The following is a 22,117-nucleotide window of genomic DNA, read 5'->3' as shown; positions in this document are numbered from 1 at the left end:
ATTCCTTTTTATTGTCTAACTAAATTACTGATAAATCTTTTAAGAATAACGCAAGATTAAACATTTTTGTTTTCCTTAATATTTTGTTAATCAGAAGTTTATAGAATCACTTATAAAATAGCAACAAGGTCATTTTATATTTAAAAGTCCATAAAAAAAGACCTTCACACAAATGAAGGTCTTTCAAGGTATTCTTAATGATTAAAATAAATTTTGTGGAGAAAGAAAATCTCTAACTGGCAATTGCGACGTCAACCTTTTTTCTACGAATTCGACTAAAACATTTATCAATCACTTGATTGTACATTTTGCCAAATTGTTCCGAACACCAAGCCCTTAATTCTTTAATTTCTTCAACTACTAAGGTCTTAATTGCTTTTCTTAACTCTTTCTCGAATAATTTTGCATCGAAGCTAACTTTTTCCAATATAACTTTGACGTAATTTAAAGTTGTCATAGCTTTAAATGTGTTTTTAAGAGGGGAAGGATTAATTTTGTTTAACGGTTTAAAAATAAAAGATAAAATTCTGATTATCAAGCACTAATAGATAATTCAGTGTTAATTTTTCATAAATCCATTTCCGATAAATTAAACAAACGTATTTACTCTATTTGAATGAACATCAGAAACAACGGTGAAATTTAGAAATTATTACATAAATATTTTAATATTTTTTTGTCTTTTGGCGTGTTTATCGACGAAAGCACAACAAAACAGCGATGTCTCTTTGATTATTGGAGAGAAAAACATTTTGCTTGAAGACCCCTTTGTTGTTACAGTGGTTTTAAAGTTTGTGGGTGAATCTCCCAATCCCGAATACAAATTTCCAGAGCTTCCCAATTTTACAAAAAGAGGTGTTTCTAAATCAATTGCACGTTCGTATGTAAGTGGTCAGCCCGTTGCTACTTGTACTATTACCCAAAATTATGCCGCAAAAAAAGAAGGTGTTTTTAAAATTCCTGCTTTTAAAGTAAATGTTAACGGGACAGACTTAAAACAAGAAGCTTTATCGATAAAAGTCAGCAAAACAGTCACTTCTGGAAAAAAAGACGCAAACAATACTGAATCAAATTCTGCCAAGCCAACCGATAATCAAGAAGATTTTACTGACTTTATTGAAGGAAATAGCCCAGAATTAGCCAATTTAAACACAAAAGAAGATGCGTTTTTATCATTGAGTTCTTCAAAATCTACCCCTTATGTTGGTCAGGGTTTCACTGTTACTTTGGCATTTTATGTAGCAAAAAGTAATACTGCTGAAATCGAGTTTGACCAAAATAGCACACAAATTCCCATCATTACCAAAAAAATCAAGCCAGAAAACTGTTGGGAGGAGTCATTCGGAATAACTGAGGTGCAAGAAGCACAGGTGAGTATCAATGGGAAACAATATACCCAATACAAACTTTACCAATCAACATTTTATCCTTTGAATGATAAAAAGATTATTTTCCCGTCTGTTAGTTTACGCTTGTTAAAATTTTTACCAGAAAAAAACGGTGGTAAAAAATCAACTTATGTTACTTTTCAAACGGGTTCATTTACTGTAAAAGCTAAAGAATTGCCTCCACATCCGTTAAAAAATGAAGTTTCGGTAGGGGAATTTACATGGCGAGAAACCCTGAACAAACACAAGGTCATTACAGGAAAATCAGTAGAATACAGTCTTCAAATTATGGGAGATGGATATAATGTAAAATTACCTCAAATCAAGAATGACAGCATTTTTGATTTCTTCCCTCCCGAAGTAGATGCCATCAATACGCCTCAAAACAATAAAATTATTAGTACAAAATCATTCACTTTTCAGATTATTCCAAAGCGGGCTGGTAACTTTGTACTGGATAAATATTTTCAGTGGGTATATTTTAATACCAAAACTGAAAAATATGATACATTAAAATCAGTTTTAAAATTAGAGGTTTCGGGGCAAGCTATTCAAACGGCAGACTCTCCCCTAACGCAAACATCCGTTTATGATGGACTTGAAAACACTGATTCTTCTGAAGAAGCAAGTGATTTCAAAAAAATCTTAAAGGATGAAGCGAACATCCTGATTGTCATTATGTTGATTGGACTTATTTACATTTTCATACCTAATCTCAATAATAAAAAGTAATTAAATAGGTGTTGGGTTTAGGCATTAGGATTTAGTATTGCCGTGAGTTTGATTATCAATGGTTTATGATGATGCTAAATCCTAACGCCGACTTAGCACAATAAAGTCGATTTCAGAAAAGCCTTCCATTGAAGGTTAAATATAATTTTTATTCATTCAAATAAAGTGAACGTTGGGGTTGGGTTGATATAATTCAAAACTCGCCACTCAAAAACAGCATGAGCAGTACATACGGTAAATTATTCAAAATCAGCACATTTGGGGAATCTCACGGAGTTGGCGTGGGTGTAATTATAGATGGTTGTCCGTCAGGAATCGACTTTGATTCGTCTTTTATTCAATCAGAATTAGACCGTCGCAAACCTGGGCAATCTCGTATCACAACACAACGCCGAGAAGCTGACGAGTTTGAGGTACTTTCTGGAATTTTTGAAGGAAAAACAACAGGAACGCCTATTTCATTAATTGTAAGAAATGGCGACCAACGCTCAAAAGATTATTCACATATTGCTCAACAATTTCGTCCTTCACACGCTGACTATACTTACACCGCAAAATACGGAAATCGTGATTATCGTGGTGGTGGGCGTAGTTCCGCTCGTGAAACTATCGCTCGTGTTGCGGCTGGAGCAATTGCAAAGTTGGTGTTGAAACAATTTGGTGTTGAAATTCAATCCTACGTTTCGCAAGTTGGAAAGTTGAAATTAACAACACCTTACCAACAGTTAAACATTGCTGAAGCAGAAGAAAATGCCGTTCGTTGTCCAGACCAAGCAATGGCTCAACAAATGTTCGATTTAATTGATGAAACTCGTAAAAAAGGGGATTCAATCGGTGGTGTCGTAAATTGTGTTATCACAGGAACGCCCGTAGGCTTAGGAGAACCTGTTTTTGACAAACTTCATGCTGAATTAGGCAAAGCCATGTTGAGCATCAATGCCGTGAAAGGTTTTGAGTACGGTAGTGGTTTTGACGGTGTGGAAATGTACGGTTCGGAACATAATGACGAAATGTATGTTGATGAAAACGGAAAGGTTAGAACAAAAACCAATTATTCGGGTGGAATTCAAGGAGGTATTTCAAATGGTGAAGATATTTATTTCAGAGTAGCCTTCAAACCTGTGGCAACCATTATGCAAGACCAAGAAAGTGTTGATGCAGAGGGAAATTCGGTCATCGTTTCGGGGAAAGGCCGCCACGACCCATGTGTTGTGCCAAGAGCTGTACCTATCGTAGAAGCAATGGCAGCTTTGGTTTTAGTGGATTTTTATTTGAGAAATAAGGCTTATTCAAAGTAAATTGATTTTGCCACAAAGACACGAACGGTCTAATTGTATTTTTACAGTACAGTAAAGATTCCAATAATAAAACTTTGTGACTTTGAGCCCTAATATAAATTTATAACCATGTTTTCTGACGAATACTTTATGCAACTCGCTCTTCAACAAGCTGAAAATGCTTTTGATGAGGAAGAAATTCCAGTTGGGGCAATTGTAGTTTGTCAGAATCAAATTATTGCCAAAGGATACAACCAAACAGAGAAGCTCAAAGATGTAACGGCTCATGCCGAAATGTTGGCTCTTACGGCTGCAAGTCAGAAATTAGGAGCAAAATATTTGAAAGATTGTACCTTATATGTTACTCTTGAACCTTGTGTCATGTGTGCTGGTGCGATTTTTTGGTCACAGATTGGGAGAATTGTTTGGGGAGCGTCAGATGAAAAACGGGGATTTCAGAAAATTCAAAGTAAAATCTTACATCCTAAAACTCAAATTTCATTTGGCATCTTACAAGAAGATTGTGAAGAAATTTTAAAACGTTTTTTCGCTCGACTTAGAACTTAATTACCGTTTTTGTAGTTTTTTTTGCGATAGGCTTTTTGCTCTCAGCAATAGACTCATTCAATTTCTGTCAGATTCAGTATCTTAACTGATAAACGTTATCATATTTAACTTAAAAAAGCTTTAAGCCTAATGCTTATAGCTCATAGCAATTTAAAACTTTAGAAAAATGGCATTCGTATTAGACCCATTACCATACGCAAATGATGCGTTAGAACCACATTTTGATGCACTAACAATGGAAATCCACCATGACCGTCATCATAATGCTTATGTAACAAATCTTAACGCAGCAGTGGCTGGTACAGATTTAGAGGGAAAAACTATTGAAGAATTATTGGCTGGAATCAGTAAACTTCCTGCTCCAGTTCGTAATAATGGTGGTGGACATTGGAATCATACTTTCTTCTGGAATATCCTTGCACCAAATGCAGGTGGAGCTCCAGTAGGGACTTTGGCTGCGGCAATTGATGCTACTTTCGGTTCTTTCGACAACTTGAAAGCTGAATTCAAAAAAGCAGGTATTGGACGTTTTGGTTCGGGTTGGGCATGGTTAATCGTAAAAGAAGATGGTTCTTTGGCGGTAACTTCAACTCCAAATCAAGATAACCCTTTGATGGATGTAGCAGAAGCAAAAGGAACACCAATTCTTGCTTTGGACGTTTGGGAACACGCATACTATTTGAAATATCAAAATAAACGCCCAGACTTCATCGACGCATTCTGGAACGTAGTTGATTGGAACGGAGCAGAAGCTCGTTATGCTGCTGCAAAGTAAGTAATTGACCGTTGATAATTAACAATTGATAGCGTAATGCAGATTTTTCAAAAAAAAACTACACTATCTATTGTTAATTATCAATTATTCACTACTTTTGCAGTCCCAAAACACACATCATGCAGGATGTAGCTCAGTTGGTTAGAGCATCGGTTTGTGGTGCCGAGGGTCGTGGGTTCGAGCCCCATCTTCCTGCCAAAGCCTTGTCGAATAGACAAGGCTTTTTTTATGTATTTTCAAACCTAATAGTTTTTATTCCGTTTTAAATATATGACTCTTGCTCAAATCAAATCATCTGTTTCAGAACGTTATCGTACAATTACCTTCACGATTATTGTACTTATGTATCTTGCAGGAACAATTGGTTTAATTTATCCTCTCACACAACCATACTTTAAGCTTTTATCCCCACTCAATCTTTGGATTTCTTTAATTTTACTCCTCCTCTTCCATCAAGATTTTAGTATAAAGTTTATTTTCATTGCAGTCGTTATTTTTTTAGCAGGATTTTTAGTAGAAGTCATTGGAGTTCATACAGGAATAATTTTTGGAGAATATCGGTACGGTAAAACATTAGGCACTCAGTTATTCAACGTTCCATTAGTAATTGGAGCCAATTGGTTATTATTGGTTTATTGTTCAAGTAGCGTTACACAAAATATATGTGTGCGTTTAAAAAAAATATTCCCAACTAATCCCCTATTCTCATTTACATTTTTCAAGGCTTTTTTAGCGGCGAGTTTAATGGTTTCTTTAGATTTTCTCATTGAACCCGTAGCCATTCGTTTAGATTTTTGGCATTGGCAAAATGAACAAATACCTCTTCAAAACTTCCAAGCATGGTTTTTGATTGCTTTTTTGTTAACATTTATTTTTTTAAAAGCTAATTTTCTGAAAAACAACTTGTTAGCCCCCTTACTTTTTACGCTACAACTGCTTTTTTTTATTTTTCTTTATTTATATTACTCAACTTTGGGAACAACATAAAATTTGTTTAATTTTTAAAACTTTTTATTGAACATAATGTTGTCAACTTAAAGAGCATAAATTTGAACATTTTTTTGTTAAGTTATTAGTTAACACTATATTGTGTTAGAAGTTTATTCAGACGATAACGATTTTAAGTTTTATTGAGAAGCTTGATTAAAAAAAGACCTGTGGAGAAATCTGACGATAGAAACAAACCATGAGCAATTATTCAATAAAAGACCTTGAACAGCTTTCGGGCATTAAGGCTCATACGCTTCGAATTTGGGAACAGCGATACGATATCCTGAAGCCAGACCGTACTGATACAAATATTCGCACGTATGATGACAAGGATTTAAAATTGGTTTTAAATATTTCCTTGCTAAAAGACCACGGGTATAAAATTTCAGAAATTTCCAAAATGTCCTCTGACGAAATGTCAAAAGAGGTCATGATAATTTCTGATAAGCAACTGAATTATCCCGACCAAATTCATGCTTTGACAATCGCCATGCTTGATTTGGACGAAGAGCGTTTTGAAAAAATCGTCAGTACCAATACATTACAATTTGGCTTTGAAAACATGATGACAAACATCATTTATCCTTTTTTGAGCAGAATTGGCACTTTATGGATTACAGGTTCTATTGGACCTGCCCAAGAGCATTTTATTTCGAACTTAATTCGTCAGAAATTGATTGTGGCTATTGATGGGCAGTTGCCATCATTGAGACAAGGGGCAAAGAAATATCTTTTGTACTTACCAGAAGGAGAAATGCACGAAATCAGTCTGCTTTTCGCTAATTATATTATTCGTTCGAGACAGAATAAAGTTATTTATTTGGGACAAAGTTTACCTTTCAATGAACTTGCCTTTGCTTATGGTGTTCATAAACCTGATGTTATTTTCACAGTGATAACTTCAGTGCCAAGTCAAAATGAAATTCAAAAGTATGTTTATAAACTGGGAAAAGAGTTTCCAGATTCGAGAATTTTACTGACGGGTTATCAAATAGTGGGGCAAGACATTGATTGTCCTGATAATGTAGAAATAATAACGCAAATTAAGCATCTGATGGAAATTGCATCAGCATAATATTTTAGAGCCGAGGCAATGCTTCGGCTCTAAAAATTTACACAAATTTGTTATCTTTTTTCCCCGCATCAGCTACGAAGTTTTTCACAAATTGTTCTTGTTCTTTTTCACAAATCATTAACACGTTATCATATTCTGCAATGATATAGCCGTCAAGTCCTTGTACTACAACCAATCTATCTTTTGGCGTTTTGATGATACTATTGGTCACTCCATAAAGCATCGTTGAGCCATCAATCACGTTTTCATTTTCATCTTTTTCCGAAACTTCATACAAAGATTTCCAAGTTCCTAAATCTGACCAACCAATATCTCCAAGAACGATATGAACATTGTCGGCTTTTTCCATCACGGCATAATCAATGGAAATACTTTCACAAGTTTGGTAAACTTCATTGATAAAATCACCTTCTTTTTCGGTAAAATAGGCACTTTCTCCAGCACAGAAAATATCATGTAGTTTAGGACTATTTGTGGCAAATGCTTTTTTGATGGCTTGTGCATTCCAAATAAAAATACCTGCATTCCAAACATATTCACCGCTTGTTACAAACAATTTGGCTAACTCTAAATTTGGTTTTTCACGGAAGGTTTTTACTTTTTTAACATCATCATTTGACTTTTCGTACTGAATATATCCATAACCAGTATCAGGACGTGTTGGCGTAATTCCTAAAGTAACTAAAATATCGTCTTTGGCAGATGCTTCCAAAGCAAGGTTGATTCTTTTCTCAAATTCTTTTTCCTTGAGAATGATATGGTCGGCAGGAGCTACTACAACATTCGCTTCTGGATTTTGCGTAGCAATTTTATAGCAAGCATACGCTACACAAGGTGCGGTATTTCTACGTGAAGGTTCTGCTAAAATCTGGCTATCCGAAAGAAAAGGCAATTGCTCTTTTATCAAACCAATATAATCGCTACTGGTTACGATATAGATATTTTCTTTTGGACAAATATCCTCAAAACGGTCGGCTGTTTGTTGTAGAAGTGTTCTTCCCGTTCCAAGAACATCGTGAAATTGTTTTGGATTATTGGTTCTACTAAAAGGCCAGAAACGAGTTCCAACGCCTCCCGCCATAATCACTACATAATTGTTATTTTTCATATTTGTCTTGTTTGTAAGGCTTTGAGAATAAAAATAATTGTTACACTCACTTACTTTTTGATAAATATTTGTATAGAAAAAATTAATCTTGGCACAGTGCCAAATCTTTGTTTATTTTCTGATTTGTCTGTAAAGATAGCTGGATGCAAGAAAAATACATCTACCACTACCTCAGTTTGCCCATCTTTTAAATTTGACTTTATAGAACGTCATCAGCTTTATATATTTTATTTAGTAAAGCAGACTAATATTCTGGTTTTGAGTAATCTAACTTAACAGGAATTAAGTTTTCAGGAAAATGACGACCCAATTTGAACGATATCTTATTATAACTTGAAAATGAGACAATTAGAACAAAAAATATACCTTTTTTAAGAAGCACAACACTACTATTTGGATAATTTTATTAAAAAATTGTAAAATATTTACTCTGCTTGCATAATAAATTCAAAATTAATCCCAATTTTTGCATAATAATTTGCAATTTTGTATTACAAAATTACTATATTTTAACCTTAATTCACTAAAAAGGCATTGTATGAAGAATTTTTTCACAAAACTACGATTAGGCTTCATTGCTTCAATCATGTTACTTGCGGCATCTACGTTTGCCCAAACAAAAATTGCGGGTAAAGTCAGCGACGGAGGAACGAAAGAAACCCTCATTGGCGTGAGTATTGCGGTTAAAGGAAAGGTTATCGGGACAATCACAGACTCCAAAGGTAATTTCTCTCTTTCTACCACAACGCCTCCTCCATTTGTTATTTTGGTTTCGAGTGTAGGCTACCAAAGTCAAGAATTAACGATTACGGAAAGTAAAACTGATTTTGACATTAAATTGGCGGAACAAACAATTTTAGGTCAAGAAGTTGTCGTGTCTGCATCTCGTATTGAAGAAAGTGTAATGAAATCTCCTGTTTCTGTTGAGAAAATGGATATTCGTGCCATTCAAAGCACGCCATCAGCTTCTTTTTACGATGGCTTAGCTAATTTAAAAGGAATTGACATGACTACTCAAGGCTTATTATTCAAATCTATCAATATGCGTGGTTTTGGCTCAACGGGTAATCCACGTATTGTACAAATGATTGATGGAATGGACAATCAAGCACCGGGTTTGAACTTTGCAGTTGATAATATTATTGGTATGCCAGAATTGGACGTTGAAAACGTAGAGGTTCTTCCAGGGGCAGCTTCTGCCCTTTATGGTCCTAATGCTATTAATGGTTTGGTTTTGATGAACTCAAAAAGTCCATTTTTATATCAAGGGTTAAGTGCTTCTGTAAAAGCAGGCGTTATGTCAGCGAGTAATCGTACAGAAGCAACAACCCCTTTGGGAGATTTTGCCATCAGATACGCCAAAGCTTTCAATAACAAATTGGCATTTAAACTGAACTTCTCTTATGTAAAAGCAACCGATTGGCAATCTACCAATTATACCAACTTAAACCTTGGAGGAAAAGCTGACCCTACTCGTGGACTTGGTACAAATACTGACTACGACGGGATGAACTCTTACGGTGATGAAATCCAAGCAAACTTAAATTCATTGAATGCAGCATTACCAAAAGTTAATGTTAGCCGTACAGGTTATTTAGAAAAAGATTTAGTTGATTATAATACTAAAAGTTTAAAATTTAATGCGGCATTGCACTATCGTTTGTCTGAAAAAGTAGAAGCGATTGCACAATTGAATTATGGCGAAGGAACTACGGTATATACTGGTACAGGTAAATATTCTTTGAGAAACTTCTCTATTACTCAGGCAAAACTGGAACTACGTGGAGATAATTTTACGATTCGTGGATATACAACACAAGAACGTTCAGGAGATTCATACGTAGCGGGCTTAACTGCCGTAGGAATGCTTCAAGAAATAAAGTCTAACAAACAATGGTTTACTGAATATGCAGGAACTTTTGGAGCAGCCTTAGCAACAGGTTCAACACAGGAACAAGCAGATTTGGCAGCTCGTAAAGTAGCTGATGCTAATATGCCAGCACCGGGTTCGACAGCATTTAACAGCTTACTCGAAAAATATAGGTCAACAACGATTACAAATGGCGGTGGACTTTTTGGTGATGCCAGTAATATGTATCATTTAGAAGGTATTTACAACTTTAAAAACCAAATTAAATTTGTAGATTTTATTGTAGGTGCCAACTATCGTAATTATCAGTTACGTTCAAACGGAACGCTATTTGCTGATACACCAAATAGTAAAACCGCAACAACTGACCCTAAATACGCTCGTACAGGAACTATCGGTATTGAAGAATATGGAGCATTTGCCCAAGTCTCAAAATCTTTATTTGATAATCATGTAAAACTATCAGGTTCATTGAGATATGACAAAAACCAAAATTTTGAAGGACAGTTTACGCCACGTATTTCAGCAGTTACTACTTTTGGAGAACACAATATTAGATTGTCTTATCAAACAGGTTTCCGTATTCCAACAACCCAAAACCAATACATCGACCTAAGAACTCCTTCAGGAACACTTATTGGTGGACTTCCTGAATTCGATGCAAGATATAATTTGGCAACAGGTGTAACTCGTGATGTATTAGAAGATTTCTCAAAAAACCCTGCTAAATATGTAACGGCCGATGTACTTGCAAAAGCCAAAGCATACGCAACAGCGGCAGTTACAGCTCAATTACCTGCTATTCAAGCGGGAGTTTTGGCAGCAGTTACGGCACAAGTTACAGCAGGCGTTACGGCACAAGTTAATGCAGCAGTTGCGGCTGGACAAATTCCTGCTGCCAATGCCGCAGCAGCTATTAGTCAAGGCGTAGCAACAACAATGGCTTCTCCAGCAATCCAAGCAACTATTAGTAGCAATGTAACCGCTACGCTTACTCAAAAAATCACAGAAACAACAACACAAGTAGCTCCTGCCTATGCTTTAGCAACATTACCAAAGTACCAAGCCAAAGCATTACAGCCAGAGAAAATACAATCGTATGAGATAGGATACAAAACATTAATAGCTAAACGCTTATTTGTTGATGCTTCATATTATATGAGTATTTATAAAAACTTCCTTGGCGGTACATCAATCGTTGTACCTACGGCGGCTTTAGCTCCTGGTTTACCAATAGAATCAGGCTTGGCAAGTGCAACTACTCGTGAAGGCTATCAAAGACCTGCCAATTCTACTGAAAATATTACTATTTCAGGATGGGGCTTAGGTTTAACGTATGCTTTAGCAAAAGGGTATAACGTAGGAGCAAACATCACAAACAATACTTTGAGTGACTTTAAAGTAAGCTCAGAAGTACCTTATGCTGGTTTCAACTCTCCAAAATACACTTATAAATTCAGTTTTGGAAAACGTATAATTTCTGGTAGCAATTGGGGATATAACGTATCATTTCGCCATCAAGATGCCTTCACTTGGGAGTCGAGTTTTCCAGTGCCTACAACCTCAGGGGTAGCTTTGTTTAGCAATACAGAAGTACCTGCTATCAACAACTTTGATGCTCAGTTTAGCTATAAAGTGCCAAGCATAAAATCAATTATCAAGGTAGGTGGAACAAACTTATTTGGCAATCCTTACATTCAAGCATACGGAAGTGCTTCTGTTGGTTCGTCATATTACGTTTCAATTGTTTTTGATGAATTGTTGAATAAATAACATTCATAGATTTATTATCACTTCAAAAAAGAGGCTTCATGCCTCTTTTTTGTTTTACTGCCAAAAACTTTTAAGTAATCCATTTGGTTATCATCAATGTATAAACATTTAATAAATATCATGAAAAAATTACTTTTAACCCTTCTCGTATCAACCGTAAGCCATTTTGTTTTTTCACAAACTTGCTGTTCCCCAACAAGCAGTCTCAAAAAAGATGATATGCAGTTGATGGCTTCCACAAAAGAATTCCAAAAAGCCCACGCCGAACCACTTCCTTACACACACGTAAGTATGGTAGGCGGAGAAATGATACAATTCAAAACACCAGACGGACAAACTGCAAATGCGTATTTGATTAATGCAGTGAAAAAATCTAATAAATATCTATTTGTATATCAAGAATGGTGGGGACTTAACGACCATATCAAAAAGCAAGCAGAGGTTTTCTACAATGATTTAAAGCAGAAAGACGTAAACGTAATTGCCATTGATATGTATGATGGCAAAATAGCAACTACGGCAGAAGATGCAGGAAAGTATATGTCGGGAGCAGACCCTAAGCGTTTACAATCAATCATTCAAGGAGCGGTAGCCTATGTAGGTCCAAAAGCAAAAATTGCTTCAGTAGGTTGGTGTTTTGGCGGTGGTTTATCGTTGAAATCAGCACTTCTTGAAGGAAAACAAGCCGTTGGTTGCGTAATGTATTACGGAATGCCAGAAAAAGACGTTGAAAAGCTAAAAACACTTAATTGTGACGTATTAGGACTTTTTGCAGCCAAAGAACAATGGATTTCTCCAGCAATCGTTTCACAATTTGAAAAAGACATGGCTTCAGCAGGAAAGAAAATAAAAGTAAAAAATTATGACGCAGAACACGCTTTCGCTAATCCATCAAACCCAAAATTTGACAAAGTAGCCTCAGAAGATGCTTATAATTTAGCTATTACTTATTTGAAAAGTAAGTTTTAAGTTTTTTTTCTTAATAATTTGTGACGCAATGCGTCACAAATTAGAAGTATAAGCAGGGCTGATTTAATTTTGGACGATTCAATAAAGCGGAAGAAATACCTGTGGTGGTGAAAGCTGTAAAAGAGGTGGTTGATAAATTACGTGCAATAGTTTTTTAGACCCTATAATTTTATAAATTTGTTTATGATGAACCAATTAGAAAATACAAATACCCTATTTCAGACCGTCAAAGAGGTTGTACTAAAAGCTAAAAAACTTGCATACCGTTCAAGTAATGCCATCATGTTGAATATGTATTGGGAGGTTGGGCAATTGATTGTAGAAGATGAACAAAACGGAAAATCAAAGGCTATTTACGGAAACGCAACCTTGAAAAATCTATCAAAATCTTTAACCTTAGAATTTGGAACAGGATTTGATGAACGTAATCTAAACAATATGAGGGCTTTTTACACTGCTTTTCCAATTTGGAACGCAGTGCGTACCGAATTGAGTTGGACGCATTACAGAATGATTAGTAGAATCAAAAATGAAACTCAACGACTACAATACATTGACTTATCAATTGAAGGAAATTGGGACACTCGCACCCTCCAAAGAAATATAAAAACGCAATATGTCGGTAGAATCTTATCATCAGCAACAACATTGGTGACGCACCCGAAAAATATTATCAAAGACCCCTACATTCTTGAGTTTTACGGATTACCTAATGATATTATACTCACTGAAAAGAAGTTAGAAAATGCTTTAATCAATCATATACAGCAGTTTTTAATGGAATTAGGCAAAGGTTTTGCCTTTGTGGCTCGCCAACAACACATCGTTACAGATACTTCGGATTTTTACATTGATTTGGTTTTTTACAATTATTATCTCAAATGTTTCGTGTTAATTGACCTAAAAACCGACAAACTGTCGCACGCAGACATTGGACAGATTGATATGTATGTAAGAATGTACGATGATTTAAAGAAGAGTGCTGACGACAATCCTACCATCGGGATAATTTTATGTACTGAAAAAGATGATACCATCGTAAAATACAGCGTATTAGCAGAAAATGAACAACTTTTCGCCAGTAAATACCGTTTGTACCTACCCAAAGAAGAAGAATTAAGACAATTGATAGAACAAGACAGAGTTATTTTTGAGTTGGATAACTTTAAGGGGGAATAACAATTAAACTCGCTACACTGTGGCGAGTTTTCGTAAGATATTGACATTATCACCGACTTTAGTAGCAGATTATCAAACTAAACTACCTGACAAAAAACTGTTACAGGCTAAATGGGAAGAGATTTTGGAGGGATTGGGGGAATAGAACAACTATATTTAGCTTTCATCTAACTAAGCTCACCCCTTAAAAATATTATCCCGATGCCAACGAATATTATCAATATTCGGATAATGTTTTACTCCAAAAGGCATTATTATCCTTTTTTGATTCAGTTGAGCCAAACTGTAAGGATTGGCGATACCTTTACATATCCCACACAATAAAAAACCCCTCATACATTTCGTATGAGGGGTTTTTTGTGGTAAAAGGCGGACTCGAACCGCCGACACACGGATTTTCAGTCCGATGCTCTACCAACTGAGCTATTTCACCATTACTTTTGGTACTTCCCGATGTGTCATTTGGGACTGCAAAGGTAGGAATCTTTTTTTCTAATCCAAAACGAAAACGAAAAAAATTTAAAAAAAAATTAAAAAAATATAAATTAGTATGCTTGCATAACATTTTAGAATTAACAATCTTTGTATCGTTTAGTTTTATCTGTAAATTGTGAAAGTTTCAATGTATAGTTTTTGGTATTTGATGCTCATTTTAAGATAACGAATATCAAAGCAACATTCTTAATGTCGAAAACGAATATCAAATGAATAGGTGCTTCATTAACCCTTTGTAAAATTATCCATTGTCAATTATTAATTATCAATTACTTATCATGCACATTCTTCAACAAATCCTTTTTGTACTGGCACTTGGTGGAGCTGGTTTTCTAATTAGTAAACGTATTGGTATTATCAAAAAAACAATACAGTTAGGTCGAACAGAAGACCGTTCTGATAATCCGTCTGAAAGATTGGCAACTATGATTAGAATTGCTTTCGGACAAAAAAAGATGTTTGACCGTCCCGTTGTGGGAATTTTACACTTTGTGGTTTACGCAGGATTTCTTCTGATTAATATTGAAGTTCTCGAAATTGTATTAGATGGCATTTTAGGTACGCACCGTTTGTTCGCTCCTATTTTGGGTGATTTTTATGGTGTACTCATTAATTTCTTTGAGTTTTTAGCTGTTGGTGTGTTGGTAGTTTGTGTGATTTTCTTGATTCGTAGAAATATTGTTAAAGTTGAACGTCTGCAACCTACTCGTCATCGTGAGCTAAATGGTTTTCCTGTAATTGATGCTAATACGATTCTTTTTGCAGAAATTATTTTAATGACGGCTTTACTAACCATGAATGCCGCTGACAGTGTTTTGCAAGACTTGGGAAGCGAACATTATCATAAAGTTGGAACATTTGCTTTTTCAGGATTTCTCAAACCTTTATTTGCTTCGTGGAGCGAAGGCTCGTTAATTGCTTATGAACGCATTACTTGGTGGTTACACATTTTGGGTATTTTCGCTTTTGCGTTGTATGTTACTTATTCAAAACACTTGCACATTTTCTTAGCATTTCCGAATACCTATTTTTCTAATCTGAAACCCAAAGGAGAAATTCCAAATATGCCTGATGTAACGAAGGAAGTTCAAATTATGTTGGGAATGGCTCAACCTGATGCTAATGCACCTGCTGAAATTGCTCGTTTTGGAGCGAAAGACGTAAAGGATTTGACTTGGAAAAATCTCATGGATGCTTATTCTTGTACTGAATGTGGACGTTGTACTTCGTCTTGCCCTGCAAATCTGACAGGAAAACAGCTTTCGCCAAGAAAAATCATGATGGATACTCGTGACCGTTTGGAAATTGTAGGGGCTAATATGGCTGCTAATGGCGGAAATTTTGTGGACGATGGTAAATCACTTTACGGCGACCATATTTCTGCTGAGGAACTTCGTGCTTGTACTACGTGCAACGCCTGCGTACAGGAATGCCCAATCAATATTTCTCCTTTGGATATTATTTTACAGTTACGTCGCTACCAAATTATGGAAGAATCTGACGCTCCTGCTTCTTGGAATGCAATGTTCTCGAATTTAGAAAATAACCAAGCTCCTTGGAAATTCTCGCAGGGCGATAGATTTAATTGGGTTGAGGGGGTAAAGTAGCACAGACTTCAGTCTGTTCGTTTTAAAAATTACAGACTAAAGTCTGTGTTACAAAAATAGAACAAAATGAAAACATTCTTAAAAATCCTCCTCGCAATAATTGGAGTAGGAACAGTAGGTTATTTATCAGGTCCAAAACCAGAAGCTCCGAAATTAGAAGTTCCTATGTTTAAACTCACGGGAGATTTACCAACGTTGGAACAACAAATTAATGAAGGCGAAACCGCTGAAAAAGGACTTCGTCCAAACTGTCAAGCACGTATTGTTTGGGCTGACTCTACCAAAAAAGAGAAAACAAAATTAGCAATTCTTTACATTCACGGTTTTTCGGCTACCCAAGAGGAAGGAAATCCTGTTCATAGAAATTTAGCAAAGAAGTACGGAGCAAATCTGTATTTAGCTCGTTTGGCTGGGCATGGCGTTGATTTGGGAGATTCAACAATGGCGAAAGTTACGGCTGACGATTTTGTACTTTCGGCTGAAAAGGCTTTGGCAATTGCTAAAACTTTGGGCGACGAAGTAGTTGTCGTTGCAACGTCTTTTGGCGGTGCTTTGACTACTTATTTAGCATCACAACATCCCGAAATTAAGGCAATCGTTATTTATTCGCCATGTATCAAGATTTATGACGATAATGCTGAGTTGTTAGATAATCACTGGGGCTTAGCTTTAGGAAAAGCAGTCACAGGCACTGAAATTAGAGATTTTCCGCCTGCCAATCCAGAACACGCCAAATATTGGTGTCGTCATTATCACTTAAATGGGGTAATTGCTTTACAGAATTTCTTAACGCACGCCATGAAACCTGAAACTTTTGCGAAAGTAAAATGCCCCGTTTTTATGGGCTACTATTATAAAAACGAAGAAGAGCAAGACAAAGTGGTTTCTGTGCCTGCGATGTTGAAAATGTTTGATGAATTAGGTTCAACGAATAAGCAAAAAATGGCATTTCCCAATGCAGGAAACCACGTGTTAGCTTCACCAATTTTATCAAAAGATGTTGAAAATATTCAAAAAGAGACAGAGAAGTTTTTGGATAAGGTATTAATTGAGTGAATTGTTAAGTAATCTGTTCAATTAAATCCACACTTCTTTTTGAGTAAGCATTTGATTAGCAATGGATTATTTCACTAAATCCTAATACCTAAATCCCAACCCCTACTTAAACTGTATTCCCATGCCACCAAATTTAATCCTTTACGCAGTGCCATTCTTTGTCATTTCTGTATTGATAGAGGGCTATTTTTTGTATCGTGAGCAACGTGATAGAATTGAACTTAAAGATTCTTTTACTTCGATTGCTCTGGGTTTTGGCAATTTAGCTTCGGGCTTGCTTACCAAAACTATTTCGGCAGGGATATTTTGGTATTTGTACGATAACTTTCACATTTTTACGCTTGATGGCTCGGCTTGGTGGATGTGGGTTTTGGCATTTTTTGCAGATGATTTAAGTTATTATTGGTTTCATCGTGAAGCACATTTGATTCGTTATTTTTGGGCATCTCATAAAGTGCATCATTCATCTGAAAAGTATAATTTAGCTTCGGCTTTGCGTCAAACTTGGACGGGCAATATTACTTTTTCCTACGTTTTTCATCTTTGGATGCCCATTGTAGGCTTTCACCCAGTAGTAATTATTGTGATGCAACAAATTAGTTTATTGTATCAATATTGGATTCATACCGAAACGATTGGCAAAATGTGGCGACCGTTTGAATATATTTTTAATACGCCTTCGCACCACAGGGTTCATCATGGCTCGGACGTTGAATATTTGGATTGTAACTACGCAGGAATTTTGATTATTTGGGATAGAATGTTTGGCACATTTGTCGAGGAAACGCATCGCCCTAAATATGGATTAGTTGAAAATGTCAATACTTCTAATCCCGTAAAAATTGCTTTTGGCGAATGGATTGCCATTGGAAAAGACGTTTTAGCCAACCCTAAATATGCTTTAGGCTATATTTTTGGAAGACCCGGTTGGAGTCACGATGGCTCAAGGAAGACGGCAACTGAAATGAAAAAGGAGATTTAAATCAACAATAACATGACACAAGAAATAGAATATAAAGTGCCAACTATGGCTGAAATGATGGCTTCTGGCGAAACGCCCGAAATACTTTTTTGGGTAGGTTGTGCTGGTTCATTCGACGACCGTTATAAAAAAGTAACCATTGCTTTCTGTAAAATATTAAATAAAGTAGGAATAAAATTTGCCGTTTTAGGTACAGAAGAATCATGTACTGGCGACCCTGCACGTAGAGCAGGAAACGAGTTTTTGTTCCAAATGCAGGCAACTATGAATATTCAAGTATTAGATGGCTATGGCGTAAAAAAAATCGTGACGGCTTGTCCACACTGCTTCAATACCTTAAAAAATGAATATCCAGCTTTAGGCGGAAATTATGACGTGATTCACCATTCTACTTTTTTGCAGGAATTAATTGATGCTGGAAAAGTAAAATTAGCAGGTGGCGGAGAATTCAAGGGCAAAAAAATCACTTACCATGACTCTTGCTATTTGGGGCGTGCCAATGATGTTTATGAAGCTCCACGAGCAGTTTTAGAAGCCTTAGACGCTGATTTGGTAGAAATGAAGCGTTGCAAAACCAAAGGGCTTTGTTGTGGAGCAGGTGGAGCTCAAATGTTTAAAGAACCTGAAAAAGGCAATAAAGATATTAACGTTGAACGTATCGAAGATGCTCTTGAAACGGGAGCGTCAACCATTGCTGTGGCTTGTCCGTTTTGTATGGTAATGATGTCGGACGGTGTAAAAAATAAAGAAAAAGAAGATTCTGTGAAGGTTTATGACTTGGCGGAATTGTTGTTGGAAGCTATGTAATAAGCGTTGAACTACATAGAAAAGATAGGTCATGTAGAAATCAAAGGCTTTACAAAACATAAATAATTGATTATCAATAAAATACAACATTTATTGATTCCACAGACATTTCTTCGTAATTTTGTAAAAATAAACCAAAAGAGTAAAGACGAAAATCTTTGCTCTTTTTTTGTCATCATGGAAACCATCGTTAAAAAAGATATACGCAAACAGTCAATTGCTCAAATTAAAGATTTTTTGGCTGAACATAAAGAACAAGCATTCAGAGCAAAACAAGTGTATGAATGGCTTTGGAAAAAGTCCGTTCAAAGTTTTGAGGAAATGACGAACCTTTCTTTAAAAACTCGTGAATTATTAGCCGAACATTTTGAAATTCGTGCAGTAAAAGTGGCTGAAAAACAAGTTAGCTCCGACCGCACCATTAAGTCTTCCTTTGAATTATACGATAAAAATTTGGTAGAAGGTGTTCTGATTCCTGCCGACGACCGTATGACGGCTTGTGTTTCTTCGCAAGTGGGTTGCTCTTTGACTTGTAAATTTTGTGCAACGGGTTATATGGACAGAAAGCGTAACCTCGACCCTGCCGAAATCTACGACCAAGTAGTTCGTATTCGTGACCAAGCTGAATCACATTACCAAACGCCACTTACCAACATTGTGTATATGGGCATGGGCGAGCCTTTGTTGAATTATGCTAATGTTATTGAGTCGGTCAATTATATTACATCTCCCGAAGGCTTGGGAATGTCGCCAAAGCGTATTACGGTTTCTACGGCGGGTATTGCTAAGATGATTACAAAATTGGGTGATGATGAAGTAAAGTTCAATTTAGCACTTTCGTTGCACGCTGCCAATGATGAAAAGCGTAATCAAATTATGCCAATCAATGAGTCGAATACTTTGGAGGCATTGAAAGAAGCCTTATTACATTTTTACAAAAAAACAGGTAGCAGAATTACCTTAGAATATATTTTATTTTACAAGTTTAATGATACTTTAGACGATGCAAAAGAACTTTGGGAATTTGCCAAACAGTTTCCATGCAAAATCAATATCATTGAATACAACCCTATCGCTGAAGCAAATTATACCAATACAGACCCACAGACTTTATCTAAATTTGCGACCTATTTAGAAGGCAAAAATATGGTAGTAAATGTGCGTCGTTCACGTGGAAAGGATATTGATGCTGCTTGTGGACAATTGGCAGGCAAGAAGAAATAGAGAATAGAGAAATAGAGAATAGAGAATAGAGAATAGAGAATAGAGAATTTTTCCCTAAATGTAAGCTACTCTATCATCTATTCTCTATAATCTAACTTATCATCTATTCTCTAAAATCTAACTCATCATCATAAAATACTCTCCTATTGCCATTCCTGCGTAAATCATCATTATTAAGCATAAAATCACTTTTCCGATAATTCCCGTAATCAGTCCAATCATTGAACCAATTGCTGCTTTTAATGCTTTATCGGGTTCGGTTTTTCCGACTATTTCCCCTAAAAATGCACCAAGGAAAGCACCCAAAAACATTCCGATTGGCGTAAAGAAAAGTCCTGCCAAAAGCCCAATTGTTGAACCCCAAGAACCATATTTTGTACCACCAAATTTCTTTGTTCCCCAAATTGGAGCATAATAGTCAAATACACTCATTATGATAGTCAGCAGGGTGAAAATTGTCAATGTTTTGCGGTCGTAATCTGCATATTTTGAAGCATTTAAAAAGAAAAGTCCAATCAAACTTATGGGTGGACCGGGTAAAGGAAGTACAGCACCTGCCAAGCCGACAAACAAGCAAAAAATTGAAGCAATTAACAAAAGAATATCCATCATATCGTGATTATAAATTTATCTCAAAACATTTACTATCTTGTACGAAGTACGTAAAATTAGCATTATGAAAAAACTTTTAGCTCAATTAAACATTGCAAGAATGCAATCAAATTCCATCGATGACCCATTAATGGCTGACTTTGTTTCACAAATTGATACCATCAATGCTTTAGCTGAAAGTAGTAAGGGCTTTGTTTGGAGACTGAAAGACGATGAAGGAAATGCTACCAACATACACCCTTTTGATGATGAACGAGTTATCGTAAATATGTCGGTTTGGGAATCAATCGAAGATTTGATGGAGTACGCTTACAAATCTGCTCATGCACTGGTTATGAAAGACCGTGGGAAGTGGTTTGAAAAATTTGGGAAACCATCAATGGTGCTTTGGTATATTGACGAAGGTCATATTCCAACTACACAAGAGGCTCGTGAACGATTGGAGTTTTTTCAGCAAAGCGGGGCAAGTGAATTTGCTTTTGATTTTAAAAATAGGTTTTAGGTATTGAGAGTCAGGTAATAGAAAAAGTTACCTAACTCCTACAACCTTATCTTACTGTTCGTCAGTTCCGTCATCTGTTACGGTTGCTAAACCTACAATTTTATCATTCTGAACGGTAATTTCTAAAAAAGAATCACTTGTACCAAACTGCACACTTATAATTGTCACCCAATCTTCTTCTGTATTATCTACATCACGAAGTTTATAAGATTTCGGGAAGCGTTTTTTTACTTTTGACATAGGGTCCCCCACCTTTAAACCTCCTAAGTTTTCAAGGCTAAAACGGGCGGTTTCCAACTCAAATCCACTTACATTATCGTCCATTACATAAAAAGCATCTTTTCCATAACGATACATTTCAAAATGATTTGCATTTTGGGCATCAGGTGTTTCTTCTTTACGTACAGAATCTGGCGAACCAAATTTTTCCAAAATAATACCGTAATTAGTACCCAACTTCACCCCTGAAATATTCATAGAATGATAATTGAGTGTATCGTAATCTTCATCATCAAAATTATTATTGAGAGATTTAAAAGAAGATAAAGTAATTGAGATAAAAAGGGCAAGAAGAATCGTAATACTTAATGATTTCATGGGTTGATATGCTTTATTATTTTTGTTAAAATCATTTATCCTGCTCTTCAGCAAGATTAATGAATGCTTCGGTAATGGCTAAACGATTGGGATTATCTTTTCTTATAATCAAGGCATTGTGGTAACGAGTCCCGTCTATATCAATAATAGTTGTATTTACTTTTACAAATTCATTTCCTTTAAAAAACTCAACCCATTGGTCAAATTTCCTTTTACGAGCAGATTGTCTGGTATCAGCAGAATCACAAATATAAATAATTACTTGTTCTGGGATTCTCTGGAAAAAGTCCATAAAAATGGAAGCAATTGTAAAAGGTATTTTAGCATCAAGTGGTGGATTTTTCCCTGTGGGATTATATTCAACTTGAATAATTAACTCAAAAGCTGAAACCTCAAAATCTAAATGTCCATCAAAAATATAAGATGTATTTCTAAACTTTACATGATAGACTATCCGAGCATCAGTTGCAAAGAAAAAAGAATTATGTTCTCCTCCTGCAAAAGTAAACTCATACGTTTGTGTAGAACTCAT

General features: G+C 35.8%; 20 protein-coding genes and 2 tRNA genes. 16 read left to right on the top strand and 6 right to left on the bottom strand.

Annotated features, from left to right (window positions below; genetic code table 11):
- Positions 1–232: 232 nt before the first annotated feature.
- Positions 233–457 carry a hypothetical protein gene (locus LV89_RS16090; protein ID WP_109743942.1) on the bottom strand — a complete coding sequence of 75 codons (225 nt, stop codon included), beginning with the start codon at positions 455–457 and terminating at the stop codon, positions 233–235.
- A gap of 178 nt (positions 458–635) precedes the next feature.
- Between LV89_RS16090 and LV89_RS16085 the strand changes: the two genes are divergently transcribed.
- From LV89_RS16085 to LV89_RS16055, 7 genes are all read left to right on the top strand, one after another.
- The gene (locus tag LV89_RS16085; protein ID WP_109743941.1) at positions 636–2,120 is read left to right on the top strand and encodes a BatD family protein; all 1,485 of its coding nucleotides are present in this window, start codon (positions 636–638) and stop codon (positions 2,118–2,120) included.
- Positions 2,121–2,338: 218 nt separating this feature from the next.
- Positions 2,339–3,418 (top strand): chorismate synthase, encoded by a 1,080-nt coding sequence (aroC, locus tag LV89_RS16080; RefSeq protein WP_109743940.1) that lies wholly within the window; start codon positions 2,339–2,341, stop codon positions 3,416–3,418.
- A 108-nt stretch (positions 3,419–3,526) separates the two neighbouring features.
- Positions 3,527–3,964, top strand: coding sequence for a nucleoside deaminase (locus LV89_RS16075; RefSeq protein ID WP_109743939.1), 438 nt, complete (start codon positions 3,527–3,529; stop codon positions 3,962–3,964).
- Between the two features lie 166 nt (positions 3,965–4,130).
- A complete protein-coding gene (locus tag LV89_RS16070) occupies positions 4,131–4,739 on the top strand; it encodes a superoxide dismutase (RefSeq protein ID WP_109743938.1) in 609 nt (202 codons plus the stop codon).
- Between the two features lie 121 nt (positions 4,740–4,860).
- Positions 4,861–4,936: transfer RNA gene (locus LV89_RS16065), tRNA-His, on the top strand.
- 73 nt (positions 4,937–5,009) lie between these two features.
- A complete protein-coding gene (locus LV89_RS16060; RefSeq protein WP_229201535.1) occupies positions 5,010–5,726 on the top strand; it encodes a carotenoid biosynthesis protein in 717 nt (238 codons plus the stop codon).
- A gap of 199 nt (positions 5,727–5,925) precedes the next feature.
- Positions 5,926–6,804, top strand: a complete 879-nt coding sequence (locus tag LV89_RS16055; RefSeq protein WP_109743937.1) for a MerR family transcriptional regulator — start codon at positions 5,926–5,928, stop codon at positions 6,802–6,804.
- Between the two features lie 37 nt (positions 6,805–6,841).
- On the opposite strand, the gene LV89_RS16050 is transcribed toward LV89_RS16055, so the two are convergent.
- On the bottom strand, positions 6,842–7,912 hold the full coding sequence (locus LV89_RS16050; RefSeq protein WP_229201534.1) for a mannose-1-phosphate guanylyltransferase: 1,071 nt from the start codon (positions 7,910–7,912) through the stop codon (positions 6,842–6,844).
- A gap of 538 nt (positions 7,913–8,450) precedes the next feature.
- On the opposite strand from LV89_RS16050, the gene LV89_RS16045 reads away from it, so the two are divergent.
- From LV89_RS16045 to LV89_RS16035, 3 genes are all read left to right on the top strand, one after another.
- The gene (locus LV89_RS16045; RefSeq protein ID WP_109743936.1) at positions 8,451–11,555 is read left to right on the top strand and encodes a carboxypeptidase-like regulatory domain-containing protein; all 3,105 of its coding nucleotides are present in this window, start codon (positions 8,451–8,453) and stop codon (positions 11,553–11,555) included.
- Between the two features lie 120 nt (positions 11,556–11,675).
- On the top strand, positions 11,676–12,524 hold the full coding sequence (locus tag LV89_RS16040; protein ID WP_109744008.1) for a dienelactone hydrolase family protein: 849 nt from the start codon (positions 11,676–11,678) through the stop codon (positions 12,522–12,524).
- A gap of 186 nt (positions 12,525–12,710) precedes the next feature.
- Positions 12,711–13,703, top strand: a complete 993-nt coding sequence (locus LV89_RS16035; RefSeq protein WP_109744007.1) for a PDDEXK nuclease domain-containing protein — start codon at positions 12,711–12,713, stop codon at positions 13,701–13,703.
- Between the two features lie 360 nt (positions 13,704–14,063).
- Here LV89_RS16035 and LV89_RS16030 read toward each other — a convergent pair.
- A tRNA-Phe gene (locus LV89_RS16030) sits at positions 14,064–14,136 on the bottom strand.
- Between the two features lie 340 nt (positions 14,137–14,476).
- Here LV89_RS16030 and LV89_RS16025 point away from each other — a divergent pair.
- From LV89_RS16025 to rlmN, 5 genes are all read left to right on the top strand, one after another.
- Positions 14,477–15,805: a 4Fe-4S dicluster domain-containing protein gene (locus tag LV89_RS16025; RefSeq protein ID WP_109743935.1), complete on the top strand. Its 1,329-nt coding sequence runs from the start codon at positions 14,477–14,479 to the stop codon at positions 15,803–15,805.
- Between the two features lie 66 nt (positions 15,806–15,871).
- Positions 15,872–16,861, top strand: coding sequence for an alpha/beta hydrolase (locus tag LV89_RS16020; protein WP_109743934.1), 990 nt, complete (start codon positions 15,872–15,874; stop codon positions 16,859–16,861).
- Positions 16,862–16,982: 121 nt separating this feature from the next.
- The gene (locus tag LV89_RS16015; protein ID WP_109743933.1) at positions 16,983–17,843 is read left to right on the top strand and encodes a sterol desaturase family protein; all 861 of its coding nucleotides are present in this window, start codon (positions 16,983–16,985) and stop codon (positions 17,841–17,843) included.
- Positions 17,844–17,855: 12 nt separating this feature from the next.
- On the top strand, positions 17,856–18,650 hold the full coding sequence (locus tag LV89_RS16010) for a (Fe-S)-binding protein (RefSeq protein ID WP_109743932.1): 795 nt from the start codon (positions 17,856–17,858) through the stop codon (positions 18,648–18,650).
- 177 nt (positions 18,651–18,827) lie between these two features.
- Positions 18,828–19,874: a dual-specificity RNA methyltransferase RlmN gene (rlmN, locus tag LV89_RS16005; RefSeq protein ID WP_109743931.1), complete on the top strand. Its 1,047-nt coding sequence runs from the start codon at positions 18,828–18,830 to the stop codon at positions 19,872–19,874.
- Positions 19,875–19,991: 117 nt separating this feature from the next.
- On the opposite strand, the gene LV89_RS16000 is transcribed toward rlmN, so the two are convergent.
- On the bottom strand, positions 19,992–20,486 hold the full coding sequence (locus LV89_RS16000; RefSeq protein ID WP_229201533.1) for a DUF456 domain-containing protein: 495 nt from the start codon (positions 20,484–20,486) through the stop codon (positions 19,992–19,994).
- Between the two features lie 64 nt (positions 20,487–20,550).
- Here LV89_RS16000 and LV89_RS15995 point away from each other — a divergent pair, with 64 nt between their 5' ends.
- Positions 20,551–20,988: a DUF3291 domain-containing protein gene (locus LV89_RS15995; RefSeq protein ID WP_109743929.1), complete on the top strand. Its 438-nt coding sequence runs from the start codon at positions 20,551–20,553 to the stop codon at positions 20,986–20,988.
- A 51-nt stretch (positions 20,989–21,039) separates the two neighbouring features.
- Here the strand turns inward: LV89_RS15995 and LV89_RS15990 are convergent, their stop codons facing one another.
- Both LV89_RS15990 and LV89_RS15985 read right to left on the bottom strand, forming a co-directional pair.
- Positions 21,040–21,585, bottom strand: a complete 546-nt coding sequence (locus LV89_RS15990; RefSeq protein ID WP_109743928.1) for a hypothetical protein — start codon at positions 21,583–21,585, stop codon at positions 21,040–21,042.
- A 31-nt stretch (positions 21,586–21,616) separates the two neighbouring features.
- Complete coding sequence (locus LV89_RS15985) at positions 21,617–22,117, bottom strand: DUF6169 family protein (RefSeq protein ID WP_146199181.1); 501 nt, start codon at positions 22,115–22,117, stop codon at positions 21,617–21,619.

This window comes from Arcicella aurantiaca (assembly GCF_003148625.1).
GTDB classification, from domain to species: Bacteria; Bacteroidota; Bacteroidia; order Cytophagales; family Spirosomataceae; genus Arcicella; species Arcicella aurantiaca.
The sequence above is the reverse complement of the archived record's forward strand: the minus strand, read 5'-3'. Positions and strand labels throughout refer to the sequence as shown.